Annotated in this window: 13 protein-coding genes and 2 pseudogenes; 9 read left to right on the top strand and 6 right to left on the bottom strand. The window is 65.6% G+C overall.

The window, feature by feature from the left end:
- The 5 genes and pseudogenes from pcrA to sucD form a co-directional block, all read left to right on the top strand.
- On the top strand, nucleotides 1-2,380 hold a 2,380-nt coding region (gene pcrA, locus AC5RTT_RS03300), incomplete at its 5' end, for a DNA helicase PcrA (RefSeq protein WP_494143990.1).
- Between the two features lie 106 nt (nucleotides 2,381-2,486).
- The gene (locus AC5RTT_RS03305; RefSeq protein ID WP_494143991.1) at nucleotides 2,487-3,779 is read left to right on the top strand and encodes a glycosyltransferase; all 1,293 of its coding nucleotides are present in this window, start codon (nucleotides 2,487-2,489) and stop codon (nucleotides 3,777-3,779) included.
- Nucleotides 3,780-3,785: 6 nt separating this feature from the next.
- Nucleotides 3,786-4,383, top strand: a pseudogene (locus tag AC5RTT_RS03310) (hypothetical protein).
- A gap of 223 nt (nucleotides 4,384-4,606) precedes the next feature.
- The gene (gene sucC / locus AC5RTT_RS03315) at nucleotides 4,607-5,776 is read left to right on the top strand and encodes an ADP-forming succinate--CoA ligase subunit beta (RefSeq protein WP_494011684.1); all 1,170 of its coding nucleotides are present in this window, start codon (nucleotides 4,607-4,609) and stop codon (nucleotides 5,774-5,776) included.
- 11 nt (nucleotides 5,777-5,787) lie between these two features.
- Complete coding sequence (gene sucD / locus AC5RTT_RS03320; protein ID WP_494011683.1) at nucleotides 5,788-6,690, top strand: succinate--CoA ligase subunit alpha; 903 nt, start codon at nucleotides 5,788-5,790, stop codon at nucleotides 6,688-6,690.
- 147 nt (nucleotides 6,691-6,837) lie between these two features.
- On the opposite strand, the gene AC5RTT_RS03325 is transcribed toward sucD, so the two are convergent.
- Together AC5RTT_RS03325 and AC5RTT_RS03330 are read right to left on the bottom strand one after the other, a co-directional pair.
- Entirely contained in the window at nucleotides 6,838-7,320 is a 483-nt protein-coding gene (locus tag AC5RTT_RS03325; protein ID WP_494143992.1) for an SRPBCC family protein, read from the bottom strand.
- The gene (locus tag AC5RTT_RS03330; RefSeq protein ID WP_494143993.1) at nucleotides 7,317-7,676 is read right to left on the bottom strand and encodes an ArsR/SmtB family transcription factor; all 360 of its coding nucleotides are present in this window, start codon (nucleotides 7,674-7,676) and stop codon (nucleotides 7,317-7,319) included. The genes AC5RTT_RS03325 and AC5RTT_RS03330 overlap by 4 nt, the downstream gene beginning before the upstream one ends.
- Nucleotides 7,677-7,883: 207 nt before the next feature.
- Between AC5RTT_RS03330 and AC5RTT_RS03335 the strand changes: the two genes are divergently transcribed.
- Nucleotides 7,884-9,017, top strand: coding sequence for an LOG family protein (locus AC5RTT_RS03335; RefSeq protein ID WP_494143994.1), 1,134 nt, complete (start codon nucleotides 7,884-7,886; stop codon nucleotides 9,015-9,017).
- Between the two features lie 19 nt (nucleotides 9,018-9,036).
- Here AC5RTT_RS03335 and AC5RTT_RS03340 read toward each other — a convergent pair whose 3' ends face one another.
- Complete coding sequence (locus AC5RTT_RS03340; protein ID WP_494143995.1) at nucleotides 9,037-9,951, bottom strand: matrixin family metalloprotease; 915 nt, start codon at nucleotides 9,949-9,951, stop codon at nucleotides 9,037-9,039.
- A gap of 31 nt (nucleotides 9,952-9,982) precedes the next feature.
- Nucleotides 9,983-11,179, bottom strand: coding sequence for a VIT1/CCC1 transporter family protein (locus tag AC5RTT_RS03345; RefSeq protein WP_494143996.1), 1,197 nt, complete (start codon nucleotides 11,177-11,179; stop codon nucleotides 9,983-9,985).
- A 254-nt stretch (nucleotides 11,180-11,433) separates the two neighbouring features.
- On the opposite strand from AC5RTT_RS03345, the gene AC5RTT_RS03350 reads away from it, so the two are divergent.
- Nucleotides 11,434-11,661: a hypothetical protein gene (locus AC5RTT_RS03350; RefSeq protein ID WP_494052836.1), complete on the top strand. Its 228-nt coding sequence runs from the start codon at nucleotides 11,434-11,436 to the stop codon at nucleotides 11,659-11,661.
- Nucleotides 11,662-11,730: 69 nt separating this feature from the next.
- Here the strand turns inward: AC5RTT_RS03350 and AC5RTT_RS03355 are convergent.
- A pseudogene (locus AC5RTT_RS03355) lies at nucleotides 11,731-13,050 on the bottom strand (sodium:solute symporter family transporter).
- A gap of 169 nt (nucleotides 13,051-13,219) precedes the next feature.
- On the opposite strand from AC5RTT_RS03355, the gene AC5RTT_RS03360 reads away from it, so the two are divergent.
- A complete protein-coding gene (locus AC5RTT_RS03360; RefSeq protein ID WP_494143997.1) occupies nucleotides 13,220-13,795 on the top strand; it encodes a helix-turn-helix domain-containing protein in 576 nt (191 codons plus the stop codon).
- Between the two features lie 97 nt (nucleotides 13,796-13,892).
- On the opposite strand, the gene AC5RTT_RS03365 is transcribed toward AC5RTT_RS03360, so the two are convergent.
- Nucleotides 13,893-14,723, bottom strand: a complete 831-nt coding sequence (locus tag AC5RTT_RS03365) for a DUF559 domain-containing protein (protein WP_494143998.1) — start codon at nucleotides 14,721-14,723, stop codon at nucleotides 13,893-13,895.
- A 283-nt stretch (nucleotides 14,724-15,006) separates the two neighbouring features.
- Between AC5RTT_RS03365 and speB the strand changes: the two genes are divergently transcribed.
- A complete protein-coding gene (gene speB / locus AC5RTT_RS03370) occupies nucleotides 15,007-16,071 on the top strand; it encodes an agmatinase (RefSeq protein WP_494011672.1) in 1,065 nt (354 codons plus the stop codon).
- The last annotated feature ends 1 nt before the right edge of the window (nucleotide 16,072 follow it).

The raw sequence follows: 16,072 nt of genomic DNA on the forward strand, positions 1-16,072 counted from the left end.
GGAGGCAGGCGGCGGGCACCCCGCTGGCGGCCCGGGGCAGCACCCTGGCAAGTCCCGGCTCGACGCCGCCAAGCTCCTGGAGGGGCTCAACCCGCAGCAGGAGGAAGCGGTCAAGCACGCCGGTTCCGCGCTGCTGATCGTGGCCGGTGCAGGGTCCGGCAAGACCCGCGTCCTCAGTAACCGTATTGCCTACCTGATCGCCACCGGCCGTGCCCATCACGGTGAAATCCTGGCCATCACGTTCACCAACAAGGCCGCGGCGGAAATGCGGGAGCGCATCGAGGCGCTGGTGGGCGGACGCGCCAAGATCATGTGGATTTCAACGTTCCACTCGTCCTGTGTGCGGATCCTGCGCCAGGAAGCTGCGAATGTGGGCTTGAAGTCCAACTTCTCCATCTACGATTCCGCGGATTCCCTGCGGCTGGTCACCCAGGTGTCCAAGGCGCTGGACCTGGACCCCAAGAAGTTCGCCCCCAAGGCCATCCAGCACAAGATCTCGGCGCTCAAGAACGAGCTTATCGACGCCGATTCCTACGCCTCGGCCGCAAACTACAACGATCCCTTCGAGCAGGCCGTCGCCGAGGTCTACAAGGGCTACACGCAGCGGCTCCGCCAGGCCAACGCCATGGACTTTGACGACCTCATCGCCGAGACCGTGTTCATGTTCCGCGCGTTCCCGGCGCTCGCCGAGTCCTACCGCCGCCGGTTCCGGCACGTCCTGGTGGACGAATACCAGGACACCAACCATGCGCAGTACGCCCTGGTGCGCGAGATCGTGGGGGAGGGACCCGGGGCGTCGGAGCTCACCGTGGTGGGCGACTCGGACCAGTCCATCTACGCCTTCCGTGGTGCAGACATCCGCAACATCGTCGAATTCGAGAAGGACTACCCCGAGGCCCGCACCATCAAGCTGGAGCAGAACTACCGCTCCACGCAGAACATCCTCAGTGCTGCGAACTCAGTCATCTCCCGCAACCCCAACCGCCCCGAAAAGCGGCTGTGGACCGCAGAGGGGGAAGGCCACAAGATCATCGGCTACGTGGGCGAGAACGAGCACGACGAAGCCCAGTTCATTGCCAAGGAGATCGACCGGCTCCAGGACGAGGACAACCTGCGCCCGGGTGACGTCGCCATCTTCTACCGGACCAATGCCCAGTCCCGGTCCATTGAGGACGTCCTGGTCCGGGTGGGCCTGCCGTACAAGGTGGTGGGCGGCACCCGGTTCTACGAGCGCAAGGAAATCAAGGACGCCCTCGCGTACCTCCGGGTCCTGGTCAACCCCGACGACGACGTCAACCTCCGACGTGTCCTCAACGAACCCAAACGGGGGATCGGTGACCGCGCCGAAGGCGCCGTCGCCGCCCTTGCCCAGCGTGAGCGGATTTCGTTCATGGCCGCCGCCCGCCGCGCCGAACAGGCTCCGGGCATGGCCACCCGCTCCGTCAACGCCGTCCTTGGATTCGTGAAGTTGCTGGACGACCTCGCCGAGGTGGCAGCCGGTTCCGGCGCCGCCGCCGCCCTCGAAGCGGTCCTGGAGCAAACCGGCTACCTGGCGGCATTGCGGGCAAGCAGCGATCCCCAGGATGAGTCCCGGGTGGAGAACCTGGCGGAACTCGTGGCCGTCGTCCGTGAATATGAGCGCGACAACCCGGAAGGGACCCTGGAGGCGTTCCTGGAGCAGGTGTCCCTGGTGGCCGATGCCGACCAGATCCCGGACGCCCCGGGCGCCGACATCGATTCCGCGGTGGCCGAGGCCAAACGGCTGGGCGTCGTCACCCTGATGACGCTCCACACCGCTAAGGGGCTTGAATTCCCCGTGGTGTTCCTGACCGGCATGGAGCACGGACTGTTCCCGCACCAGCGCTCGGCCACGGACCCCAAGGAACTGGCCGAAGAACGGAGGCTTGCATACGTGGGGCTCACCCGTGCCAGGAACCGGCTCTACGTCACCCGATCCGAGGTCCGCAGCATGTGGGGCCAGAGCCAGTACAACCCCGCCAGCCAGTTCCTCGAGGAAATCCCTGCCGAACTCCTGGAGTGGAAGCGGGAGGGCACCAGCAGGCAGGCAGCCTGGAGCGGCGGCGGGTCCATCGGCTCCGGCAAGTACAGCGGATCCTTCTGGGGCGCGGGTACCTCCCGCGGTGCCGCTGCCGGCTTCGACGCCGACGTTCCCGCGGTCATTGCCCGGAACCGGGTGCAGCCGCAAAAGGAAATCATCGCCGTCACAGTGGGGGACAAGGTGAACCACACAAGCTTCGGCAACGGGACCGTCCTTGCCCTGGAAGGTGCCGGGGACAAGACCGTGGCCAAGGTGAAGTTCGACGTCGGCGAGAAGCGGCTCCTGCTTCGCTACGCGCCGCTAACCAAGCTGGACGCCTAGGAACGCCCAGGAACCGCGGGAGCGGGCCCTTGCCCGCTTCCGCCCGCCGGTATTACAGTTCAGGAACCCTTCCCCCAGCACCCGACCTCGAAGCCGGAGTGGGACCATGAACATCCTGTTCGCGTGCCAGGCAATCGACGGCCACTTCAACCCGATGACGGGGGTGGCCATGAAGCTGAAGGAGCGCGGCCACGACGTCCGCTGGTACACAGGCCCGGTGTTTGCGGGAAAGCTGCTGGAACTTGGAATTCCCCACTATCCCTTCGAACGGGCGATTGAGCACCGGGCCGACAACCTCTTCGAGCTGTATCCGGAACGGGCCAAGCTCAAAGGTCCCCGCGCCATTGGCTTTGACGGGGAGAAAATATTCGCCAGCAACATCAGCAACTTCTTTGAGGACCTTCGGGACATCAACCAGGACTTTCCGCTTGATGCCCTGGTGGTGGACAGCTCCATGTTTGTCCAGCGGCTGGTGGCCCACCTCATGGGGAAGCCGGTGGTCAGCTTCGTGGTAATCCCCAACATGGAAAGCGATCCCCTGGTGCCCCCGCTGTTCTTCGGCTTCCGGCCACCACGGAACCCCGTACAGAAGGTCCTTCAGGCAGCCGCCGGGCTGCTGTCGGATAAGGTCATTCTCCGCCCGGCGAGCCGGAGCTACCGGCATCAGCACAACCTCTACGGGCAGGAAGTTCCCAAAGGGGGCAGGCTGATGGACGAGCCCTACCGCTGCTCGGCAGCCATCATCCAGGCCGGCACCCTGTCCCTGGACTTCCCCCGCCGCAACATCAATCCCCGGGTCCACTATGTGGGGGCAGTCCTGCCCTACCGGCGCCCCGATGCAACGCCGCAGGAACCGTTGCCGCTGGGATACGGCACAACAATTGTGGTCACCCAGGGGACCGTGGATAACGCCGACCAGAACAAGCTCATCAAGCCCGCGCTGGAGGCACTCAAGGATCTGGACGCCCTGGTCATTGTGGCCACCGGCGGTAGGGAAACCATGGAGCTGCGCGACCGCTACCCGCAGCCGAACATCCATATCCGGGACTATGTGGACTTCGCCACCGTCTTTGAGTCCACGGACGTCTTCGTCACCAACGGCGGGTTCGGCGGGGTGCAGTTGGCCCTCTCCAAGGGGGTCCCGCTGGTGGTGTCCGGGATCAATGAAGGCAAGAGCGACGTCAACGCGCGCGTGGACTTTGCCGGTGCCGGCATCGACCTGCGGACCGACTCCCCATCGCCGGAGAAGATTCGAGCAGCCGTGCGTTCCATCCTGTCCGATCCGAAGTGGAAAAACCGGGCGCAACAGATGCAGCATGACTTTGCCCGGCATGATCCTGCCCAGGCCGCAGCAGAAGTTATAGAAAGCGTGGGCGGATCCAGGAGCGCGCAGTCATGAAGCATAATGCGGGCAATGCGACGGACTGTTCGGGGGATTCTCGCCGCCCTTTTCCTGGCAGCTGCCAGGAAGCACTGTCACCACGGAGGATCCCGGCTACGTGCCGCCGCCTCCGCCCGCGCCCATGGACCAGCTGGAACAGGCCGCCCTGGCCAACCCCCAGGATTTTTCCGATGGTGAGGACATGCTCTCGTTCATCACCGAAGACCGCACTGTGGCATGCTCTCTCACGTCCGCCCGAGGGGAGCACATCAACCTCCCGTATGAAACAAACGGCTACAGGCTCGGTTATCTCGGCGGCGTTGCCCTACTCACGCCGGACAAGGCCTGGTACGGGGAGTGCCGGTCCGGCGTCACACAAATGGAGGCGACCTACGGGCCCAAGGGCAGCCGCACAGGTGCGCTGGTCCAGCTGCCGGTCCTGGCCGAGGGGCAGAACCTGGAACGCAACGGGCTGCGGTGCTCGGCCTACAACGGCGGCGTGGCATGCGGAAACGTCTCTGCCGGCGTCGGATTCTTCGTGTCACCTGAGCGCTACGAACTGATTCCCGGGCACGGGGGAGTGGCCTCCCCGGCACCGGCCGATGCCCCAAAAACCCCGTAAATCCGCGGTTTTTCTACGCCTCATAGAATAGTGTCCTTACTCACATAAGCGGTAGTCTTGGACGGGCCGGTCCCCATGAAGGACTAGAGTTCCCAGAGGAGCATTACGCCGCGTGGCTCGTTTCCAGACAGGCCGCCGGTGCGTGCAATCCGCAGCCCGGTCATCGTCTATCGATGGTGTCCGACTGTACAGAAACTACTTCGACGTAGAAGGACACTAAACCGTGGACCTGTTTGAATACCAGGCGCGCGATATGTTCGAGGCGCACGGTGTACCCGTGCTGGCCGGCATCGTGGCGTACACCCCAGAAGAAGCAAAGGCAGCTGCCGAAAAGATTGGCGGCGTCACCGTCGTCAAGGCACAGGTCAAGATCGGCGGCCGCGGCAAGGCCGGCGGCGTGAAGGTCGCAAAGTCCGCTGACGAGGCACTCGAGCACGCCACCAACATCCTGGGCATGGACATCAAGGGCCACACCGTCAAAAAGGTGATGATTGCCCAGGGTGCGGACATCGCCGAGGAATTCTACTTCTCCGTCCTGCTGGACCGGGCCAACCGCAACTACCTGGCCATGTGCTCGGTTGAAGGCGGCATGGACATCGAGCAGCTCGCCGTCGAACGCCCGGAGGCGCTGGCCAAGGTTGCCATCGACCCCGCTGTCGGCATCGACCAGGCCAAGGCCGACGAAATCGTCGCCACGGCCGGCTTCGCTGAGGAACTGCGCGGCAAGGTGGCCGACGTCATCCTCAAGCTCTGGGACGTCTTCAAGAAGGAAGACGCAACCCTGGTGGAGGTCAACCCGCTCGTCCGGACCGGCGCCGGCGAGATCATCGCCCTTGACGGCAAGGTCTCCCTGGACGAAAACGCAGAGTTCCGGCACGCCAAGCACGCGCTGCTCGAGGACAAGGACGCTGCCGATCCCCTTGAGGCCAAGGCGAAGGCGCAGGACCTCAACTACGTCAAGCTCGACGGCGAAGTCGGCATCATCGGCAACGGCGCCGGCCTCGTGATGTCCACCCTCGACGTCGTTGCGTACGCCGGTGAAAACCACGGCAACGTCAAGCCCGCAAACTTCCTGGACATCGGCGGCGGAGCCTCCGCCGAGGTCATGGCTGCCGGCCTGGACGTCATCCTCGGCGACGAGCAGGTCAAGTCCGTGTTCGTCAACGTCTTCGGCGGCATCACCGCCTGCGACGCCGTCGCGAAGGGCATCGTCGGCGCACTGGCAGAGCTCGGCCACACCGCGAACAAGCCGCTGGTAGTCCGCCTTGACGGCAACAACGTCGAGGAAGGCCGCCGCATCCTGAACGAGGCCAACCACCCGCTGGTTACCCTGGCCGCCACCATGGACGAGGGCGCCGACAAGGCCGCCGAGCTCGCCAACGCAGCTAAGTAAAGGGACGCACCATGTCTATCTATCTGAACAAGGACTCCAAGGTCATCGTCCAGGGCATTACCGGCGGCGAAGGCACCAAGCACACCGCCCTGATGCTGAAGGCCGGAACCAACATTGTTGGCGGCGTCAACGCCCGCAAGGCCGGCACCACGGTGCTGCACGGCGACCAGGAAATCAACGTCTACGGCACCGTTAAGGAAGCCATGGCGGAAACCGGCGCCGACGTCTCCATCGTGTTCGTTCCGCCGGCCTTCACCAAGAACGCCGTTGTGGAAGCCATCGAAGCCGGCATCGGCCTCGTGGTTGTCATCACCGAGGGTGTTCCGGTCCAGGACTCCGCCGAATTCTGGGCACTTGCCCAGTCCAAGGTGGACGCCGACGGCAACCAGGTCACCCGTATCATCGGACCGAACTGCCCCGGCATCATCACTCCCGGCGAGGCTCTGGTGGGCATCACCCCCGCCAACATCACGGGCAAGGGCCCCATCGGCCTGGTTTCCAAGTCCGGCACCCTGACCTACCAGATGATGTACGAACTGCGCGACCTTGGCTTCTCCACCGCCATCGGCATCGGCGGTGACCCCGTCATCGGCACCACGCACATCGATGCCCTGGCCGCATTCGAGGCTGACCCCGAGACCAAGGCAATCGTCATGATCGGTGAGATCGGTGGCGACGCCGAAGAGCGTGCCGCCGACTTCATCAAGGCCAATGTCACCAAGCCGGTTGTCGGCTACGTGGCAGGCTTCACCGCTCCGGAAGGCAAGACCATGGGCCACGCCGGTGCCATCGTCTCCGGTTCCGCCGGTACCGCCCAGGCCAAGAAGGAAGCCCTCGAGGCTGCCGGCGTGAAGGTCGGCAAGACGCCGTCCGAGACCGCCAAGCTGCTGCGCGAGGTATACGCAGCCCTCTAGGCTCTCCTTACAGACACTGCGGGGTCACTCCCCGGCCGTTCCACTTTTCGGAGCGGCCGTGGAGGGGCCCCGCGTTTGTTCTAAGCACGACGACGGGCGGCGTCTTTCCCAGTGAGGCGCCGCCCGTCGTCGCCCTTCTGGCGCCCCTTAGACCTTGGCGCTGCTCAGCAACTCATCGAGCCTCTCGTAGCCCTCGCTCATGCCGCCCTCCATGCCGGACTGGGCCATCCCGTCCCGGGCTTCCTGGCTGGGGTAGACCGAGTGTCCACGGAGCCGGGTCCGGCCGTTTCCGAGGTCCTCGAACGTCATGAATTCCAGGCTGACCACGTCCGGGTATCCGCCGAACTCGAAGGTCTGGATGGCGAATTCGTTCTCGCGCACAGTGTGGAAGATGCCCTTGAACTCATAGGGGACACCGTCCGGTCCCGTGTGCAGGTAGCTGTAGCTGCCTCCGGTCCGGAAGTCGTAGTGGCCGATCTCCATCTTGTACCCCCGCGGGCCGAGCCACTGCACAATCAGGTCCGGCTCCTTGTGGGCCCGGAACACGTCCGCGACAGGGAAATCGAACTCGCGCTCGTAGTCGATGAAGGGCACACCTTCGGGAACGGAGAGCTTCAGTGCGTTGGTCATTTCTTGTCCTTTGCCTTGGCGCCGTCATGCCCGGCGCTGGATTGAAGCACGGCATCCAGGCTGCGGAACTGCCCCTCCCGGACCAGCCTGTACTGGTCGATCCAGGCGGTGAGCGCCTCCAGCCGTGCAGGATTCAGGTGGACGGGCCTGCGCTGGGCTTCCCTGGTGCGGGTGACCAACTGCGCCTGCTCGAGGACCTGGATGTGCTTCGAAACTGCCTGCTTGGAAATTTCGAATGGTTCCGCCAATTCATTCACGGTGGCCGGGCCCCGGCTGAGCCGGGCAATGATGCTCCGCCGAACAGGATCGGCCAGGGCCATGAAGGCCGAGTCCAATGCCACGCTGTCGGAGTCCATACCAGCCTCTTGATCAACTAACTGCTTTATCAACCTTTTGGTTGTTTAAGAGTACAACCAGCTTCCGGGGGATTCAAGATCCAAGCTTCCCCGGTTTCGAGCATGGACGCCTGGTATTCGTTGGCGGGCGTGGTGTCCGGCGTCTTGCTGTACAGGAATGACTTCTGGTTACGCTGTGGAGATGAGCAGCGGAAGGTGGCGGCGCGCATGAATCTCTCCGGAAACCTGGGCCCCAATCCCCACAGCCTGGAGGTGGAGGACCTCGAAAGTTTTGACCGGCTGGTATCTGCCGGCGCGGTTCACCTGCAGGGCTGGCACGCCCAGTCCCTGGACCTGCGCGGCAGGTCCACGGTTCTTGACGGCCTTGACGTGGCGGGCGCGCTGTTCATGGGCTGCATGTTCGACGACGGGGTGGAAGACGGCCTGCGGCGGCGCGGCGCGCTGATCTTTCCCCGGCTTGCGGGGGTTCCTTTCAACCCATACCGCTCCACGCTGTACTCGCCCGGGGAGCTCTACGCAGGCCTGGCGGAAGCGCGCTACGAGGACCTGCCCGACGCCCGGATCTACCAGTGGAGCATCCAACCGGGGCTGCGCCACCGGGTGGACGCGACGCTCGCGTCGGCCCTGCACGACCATGCCGTTGGTGACGCTCTGGAAGAACTGGCAGCATCCCCTCCCTGGTCCGGGCGCCCGACGGTGGGCGTCATGGGCGGACACGCGGCCCAGCGGGGCAGCGTGGACTATGCGGCGGCGGCAAGGCTCGGCAGGCTCCTGGCGCAAAACGGATTCTCCGTTGCCACGGGCGGGGGACCGGGTGCCATGGAGGCGGCCAACCTTGGCGCCTACCTCAGCCAAGCGGACGACGGCGCGCTCCCGGCTGCGCTGGACATGCTCGCCGCCGTTCCCGGCTTCCGTCCCTCGGTCTCGGCGTGGGCACGCGCGGCGGCCGCCGTCGTCGAACGCTTTCCGGGCGGAACGCCGTCACTGGGAATCCCCACTTGGTTCTACGGCCACGAGCCGCCCAACTACTTCGCCACCGCCATCGCCAAGTACTTTGCCAATGCCATCCGCGAAGCCATCCTGCTGGAACTGTGCCAAGGCGGGATCGTCTTCCTGCCCGGCGCGGCAGGCACCATCCAAGAGATCTTCCAGGACGCCTGCGAGAACTACTACGGGGCCAGGGAGAAGGTCACGCCGATGATCCTGGTGGGCAGGCGCCACTGGGAACAGGAATATCCGGCGTGGCCCCTGCTGCGCAAGATGGCGTCGGGCCGGGCCATGGAAGAGCGGATATTCCTGGTGGACAGCGTGGACGAGGCCGTGGCAGTCCTCGGGGGTTAGCGGCGTCGAGTCCGGCTGCTCAGAGGTCCTTCCGGCACTGCGCCTTGCCCAGTTCGTAGAGGCCGTTCAGGTCACCGGCGGACAACCCCTCCGGTGTGCCGATCTCCGGGTACATGAGCTGCCGGGGGTCTTCCACATGGTCCAGGCCCATCACGTGGCTTAGCTCATGCAGGATCACCGCGGTTGCGTACAGGTGGCCGTCCGGATTCAGCAGTTCGTTGGCGATCTGCGGCGCGTCCAGGTCCAGGCCGCCGGTGACGAACGTCTTGGGTCCGCCGTCGTAGCTAAAATGGGTGCTGCCGCCGGTGCCGATCACTTTCCCCTCGAGCTGCGGGGCGACCTCGGGCGTCGTCCAGGCAATGAGCAGCGGCGCCCAGCGCTCGCCGTAGGCATCAGGCTGGAACGGCGGCCGCTGCGGTGACGGCTGCTCATCGGTGGTGCCGTCGTAGATGAACGAAATGCCCGTTGCCGCCGAGATCGTGGCGATGGCGTCCGGAACCAGCCGCTCCGAGCCGGCCGGGGCAAGGTCCGCGTTGACCACATAGTGGAGCGGGCGGCAGGGCGAATACCCTACGGGACTGCCGTCGCCATTGACGGCCAGGAAACGGTAGGAGTCGCTGCCGACGGCGGGCGGCCTGGGGGTACCCAGCGGGGCGTCTGCTTCCTCATAGCCCGGGGGAGGAGTGTCAACGTGGGCTTCGGCAGGTTGGGGCGCGACGGCGCCACCCGAAGGGTTGCTGCCTTCCTTTGGCTTGGCCTGCGGATTCCCGGGGCCGATCCGGACGTCCAGGAGGTGCCTGACCCGGGGATCGTCCAGCACCAGCGCGCCGCCTGATACTGCCGCCAACAGGAGAGCGCCTGCCAGGACGGACCGGTATCCCAGCACCGCGCGGGGTTTGTCGCCGGCGTGGCGCGGCGGACGGGTCTCGGTCATGTGGTCCGCGCCAGGGCGGCAATGCCAGCCATCAAGCCACCACGGTGCCGAAGACCAGCCCCAGCAGGTAGGTGACCGCGGCTGCTCCCAGTCCGATGCCAAGCTGGCGCAGTCCCCGCGTCAGGGGGGACGTGCCGGAGAGCAGGCCCACGATGCCGCCGGTGGCCAGCAGGGCGATGCCCACCAGGACGCCGGCCACCACCAGGGCCGCCACTCCGGTCAGGCCGAAGATGAACGGCAGGATGGGGACGACAGCGCCGGAGGCGAAGAAGCAGAAGCTGGACAGTGCCGCGCCCCATGCGGTGCCGACGGCCTCGTGCTGGTCCTCGTTCTCGGGCAGTTCCGGCTGCAGCGACAGGCTCGGGTCGCAGTCGCAGGACAGCAGTCCCATGCGTTCCTGGACGCGGTGTTCGGCCGCTTCATGGGACATGCCCCGGGCCAGGTAGACCAGGAGGAGTTCGTTGTGCTCGATATCCAGTTTGGGGGCGGCGGCCAGGGTGATCTGGGTGGGGCGGGTTGCAGCCAACAGCTCCCGCTGGGACCGGACCGAGATGAACTCGCCGGCGCCCATGGACATGGCGCCTGCGAGCAGGCCCGCGATGCCGCTGAGCAGCACAACGCTGCTGGCGACCCCGGAGGCGGCCATGCCCATTACCAGGGACAGGTTGCTGACCAGGCCGTCATTGGCGCCGAAGACAGCGGCACGGAAGCTTCCGGCCAGGCGGTTGCGCCCGCGCGTCGCCAGCCCGCGGACAACTTCTTCATGGATTTGCTCGTCCGCGGCCATGGCAGCGGTGGCGTTGGGATCTTTGGCGTAAGGGGAGCGGCCCTCGGCCCGCTGGGCCAGTGCCAGCACGAACACAGAGCCGAAATGCCTGGCCAGGAAGCCGACGAACCGGCTGCGGAACGAGGCCTGCCGCGCCTTGCCTGCCTGGTCGCCCAGCAGTGCCAGCCAATGGGCCTCATGCCGGCCCTCCGCCTCGGCCAGCGCCAAAAGGATCTCCCGTTCCTCGCCCTGCCGGTTCTGTGCCAGATCGCGGTAGACGGCGGCCTCGGCACGCTCGTCGGCGAGGTATTGGCGCCACCGCTTGATGTCTGCAGCCGTCGGGGCCGGACGTTCGCCTTCGGGCCCCTGCTGCCGGGCCGGGCCGGATCCGGGGACCGGCGTGGCGTCACTGGACCGTACGGGGGAGGGGCGGGCGGGATTCGGCTGGGCGTGCTGTGACACGGAAACTCCTGGGCTGGACAGGGCATGTGCGGCCCCATTGCAGAGCCCAGCTTACTGCGAAAATCCGGTGTTTTTTGGCCGGTAAACCTCGCTGGAAGGTTTCGGTCTGCCTCAACCCGGAACCCATCCGGCAGGCCCCGGCAGGGCTCCGCGGGACTATTGACCCGCCTCCCCCGCAGTGTTGTGATGAAGGTGTGGCGCAGCCAGCGCCCTCACGAAAAGAGCACGTCAGGCGAACAAACGGAGGTTGGATTATGAGCACCACCGGACAGCACCCGGACATGCCGCACCTGGACGCCGTTGAAGCGGACCCCGCCTACGACTACGCCGAGGATGCACCGGTAGAGGACGACTGGGATGCAGAGGACGAATTCCTGGACGAGGAGGAGCCGGTGGTCCAGGCGCCTCCGGTCATCATCGATGCCGAGGACCGGCCCGTCCCCCTGGCGGACCCGGACGAGGTCCGCGAAACCGAACAATAACTGACGACGGCGGCGCTTCCCTTCGCTGGATTGCGAAAGGAGGCGCCGCCGTCGTGCGTGGTGCCTGGGTCAGGGGCCAGTGACAGCTTCGGCCGGGGTTTCCTCCGCCTCCTGGCCGGCGACCCGGCGCTGCCAGTTGCGCATTACCTGCGGGTCGGTGGGCGGGGTGGCGAGCGAGACGGCGATGTAGACCACCGCGGAGGCAATCAGCCCGTAGTAGATGGGCTCGTTGGCGTAGATGCCCTCCAGTGGTGCCTTAGCGTTGATTTCCAGGATGATCGTGGTGCCCAGGGTCACCACCGAGCCGGCCGCCATGAAGGCTGCTGGGGCGATGCCGCTGCCGCGCTTCCAGACCAGGCCGCCAAGGATGGCCACCAGGAGGCCGCCCACCAGGATGTCGTAGGCGATGGTCAGCGCTGCCACAACGTCCTTGGCGATGATGGCAATGGCGATGGCGATGATGCCCAGCGTCAGGACCCAGATGCGGTCGGCCTTGGCGTCGTGCTCCGGGTTGTCCGTGTCCTCCGTGCTGATGTCCTTGCCGAACCAGCTGGCCACGAACGGCAGGACGTCGGCCCGGGCAACGGTGGCGGCTGCGATGAGTGCGCCCGAAGCGGTGGACATCATGGCAGCAACCGCGGCCTGAAAACGCGCTGCCAGATGTCCTGGCCGATGAGCAGGCCCAGGGTGTAGACCACGAAGTAGGTGATGATCGTCTGGAGGCCGATGCCGTCGATCTGGAAGAAGCTCTCGTCCACGCGGCTGCGGATCCCGTCAATGCCTCCGGCGGCGTTCATCGTGAAGGGCAGCATCAGGAAGAAGATGCCCACCGTCTTGATGACGAACTGCACCTGGTCGGCCAGCGTGATGGACCACATGCCGCCCACGGTCGAGTAGACCAGGACGATGGCGCCGCCAATGGCAATGGCGAGTGCCCGGTCCAGGCCGAACAGCACCACGAAGATGGTGGCGTAGGCGCCCGTGGAGGTGGCACACAGCATCAGGGTGTAGGCGAGCATGACAATGCCGGAGGCTTCAGTTGGCCGGCTGCCATAGCGCAGCGTCAGCATCTGCGAAACCGTGCAGATCTTCAGCTTCTGGATGGTTCCGGCAAAGAGGAGGCTCAGGAGTAGCACGCCCGCGCCAATGGCGACCACCAGCCACATGCCGGAAATGCCGAACTTGTAGCCCAGCCCCACGCCGCCCACTGTGGAGGCACCGCCCAGGACGACGGCGGCCATGGTGCCGGTGTAGAAATGGCGCCAGGCGGCGGCCCGCCACCAGGAAGTCGCTGTTGTTCTTCGTACGGGATTTGCCCCACCAGCCAAAAGCCAGCATTGCGAGCAGGTACACCGCCACAATGGCGATGTTGATGACACTTACGTCCATGTTCGGTTCCTTGGAGCTGTTCCACCGCCGGGGCGGAGGCTGTGATGGTAGTAACAGTCAAGGGCGGAGTGGCGCGCGGTCCGGGCGCGCCACGGAAGCGTCATACAGCGGAGTGGCCATTAGTATTGCTCCAGAGTGGGCCGGGCTGCCGGCCGTGAAAGGTTCGTACATGAAGGCACTGCCAGTTGAGCCGAGCAACGTTCCCGTTGCCATCGGATCCAGGATCCGTGCCGCCCGGCAGGCCCAGCGGCTCACCATCGAGCAGGTTGCCGACGCGACGGGGTTGACCAAGGGCTTCCTCAGCCGGGTTGAGCGCGATCTGACCTCCCCCTCCGTTGCTTCCCTGGTCACCCTGTGCCAGGTGCTGTCCATCTCCATCGGGGACCTTTTCGCCGCGCCGGAAACGCATTTGACCAAGCGCAACGACGGTCCGCGCATTTCCCTGGGCGGACAGGGCATCGTGGAGCGTCTGCTGACCGCCCGCTCGGAGCGGCGCATCCAGATCATCCAGGCCTGCATTGAGCCGCATGGCCGCGGCGAGTCGGAGCTTTACGCCGTGGACTGCGACGTGGACGTACTCCACGTGATCAAAGGCAGCATCCGTCTGATCCTCACCAACGAGCAGTACGACCTTGAGACCGGAGATACGGTCACCTTCCCGGGCCGGGAACCGCACACCTGGATCAACCCGACCGACAAGCCGGTTGAGGTGCTCTGGGTGCTTGTCCCGGCTGCCAGCCGCTAGCTCCTTCCGCGCGTTCCCTCCCGGTTACTGCCTGGCCCGCCCATCTCGAGCGATGGCGTGGGGAGGTCCGGCCGTAGTAACTGGGCCGGACTGCACATCACAGCACGGGGCGGCTGCCACCGTTTGACAGCACCGCCTTGATTTCGGCTATGACCCGTGACGGATTGAACCAGATGTGCTCTGGCATATAGCGCAGGACCGCGTACCCTTTGACCGCCGAGTTGTTGTTACGGTCCCGGTCGCGCAACATGTCGGCCCGTTTGGAGTGGAAGGCGTAGCCGTCGATTTCCACGATCAGGAAACCGGCCAGCAGCAGGTCAACCCGCCCGATCCCCGGCAGGAATACCTGCGACTCAAAGCTGATGCCGCTTTTCCGGAGCAGGTGCTGGGCGTCGACCTCAACAATGGATTCCGCCCGCAAATCCAGCTCCCACAGCGCGCGGCGTACTGTTCCCGATCGGTCGGCAAGCAATTGGGCCCTGAGGAGCGCGCGCGGTACGCCGTGAAGCCGGATCGCCGACGTGGCGATGGCCGTCGATGCTGGTGGCGGCAGGCACCCCAGGGCGTGAAGAGCCACGTCTTCCACGGCGGCAACCGGCAGATGGGGATGGCCTGGGAACCGCACTGTGCGGTGGCGGACGAAGCCGGAGCCATGGCCGTGGTTGCAGGCAAGGTGCAGGCGATCCGGTGGCTGCCGCTGCCATAGCCCGTAGTGGTCAGCGGCGCTGGCGCACGTAAGCCGCCCGTTGTGTTCGATGGCCGACCGGAAACCTTCGTTGCAACCAGGGAGAACGAAGACCCCGCGGCGGGGTTGCATGGTGCCGAGCCCTGCAAGCCGCCTGATATCCCGCCGGGAGTACCCCGCGTCGAGGAGTTGTCCTGAGCGGGCTACTCCGCCGCTTTGTCTTAGGTAGTCGAGAATCTCCATGACGTCAGTTGATGCCGCTCAGTCTCGGGCTGTAAGCAGAAGTTGGTTCTATGTGGACATTCTTGGGGCGGGAAGTTCTGTCCTGCCCGGTTACTCCTGCGTATCGTGGCGGACCGGTCCCGGATTGCTGGCCCAGTGTGGCGACGGATCGGGGCGTTTAGGAGTAATCGGGGAGGACGATACCCGGAGGAGGCCCCTGGTAAACACTTGGTGCGCATAGGAAAACCAGGGTGTATGATGGCAGTCACATCAGTCATACGACTCCTTGAAGGAGAGGCCTCCCATGGAAGAGCTGCGCATCGAAGCCAACGGCAACCTTGGCCCCATCGACTCATCCCGCATTCCCCGCTACGCCGGCGCTGCCACCTATGCCCGCCTTCCCCGGCTGGACCAGGTAGCCAAAGCGGACGTGACGGTAGTGGGCGTACCCTTCGATTCCGGCGTCTCCTACCGGCCTGGCGCACGCTTCGGCGCCAACCATATCCGCGAAGCAAGCCGCCTTCTCCGCCCCTACAACCCGGCCTGGGATGTCAGCCCCTTCGAAAACGTCCAGGTGGCGGACGCCGGCGACATGGCGGTCAACCCCTTCAACATCAACGAGGCCATTGAAACCGTCCAGCAGAATGCCCTGGACCTCACGGCCAACGGCAGCAAGCTGGTAACCCTCGGCGGTGACCACACCATCGCGCTGCCCCTGCTCCGCGCCGCCGCCGAACGGGCCGGCGAACCCATTGCCATGCTTCACTTCGATGCCCACCTGGATACCTGGGACACCTACTTCGGCGCTGAGTACACCCACGGCACACCGTTCCGCCGCGCCGTCGAGGAAGGCATCCTGGACACCGAGGCCATCAGCCACATCGGCACCCGCGGCCCGTTGTACGGCAAGAAGGACCTTGACGACGACCACCGCTTCGGGTTCGGCATCGTCACCTCCGCGGACGTCTACTACCAGGGCGTCCTGGAGACCGTGGCCAAGGTCCGGGACAGGATCGGCAACCGCCCGCTGTACATCTCCGTGGACATCGACGTCCTGGACCCCGCCCACGCACCCGGCACCGGCACCCCCGAGGCCGGCGGCATCACCAGCCGCGAACTCCTGGAAATCATCCGTGGCTTCCGCGGCATGAACCTGGTGGGCGCGGACGTGGTGGAGGTGGCCCCGGCATACGACCACGCGGAGATCACCGGCGTCGCCGCCAGCCATGTCGCCTACGAGCTGGTGACCCTGATGGCAGACATTGCGGTGCCCGGAGACCGCTTCGGCGCGGCCACCGGCTACGCCGCGCAGGCGCTGGGACAGGACATCCGCCGGCCGGCGGGCTTCGCGGCGGCCGGCAAGGAGTAGG

This window comes from Arthrobacter sp. Y3221157 (assembly GCF_059089865.1).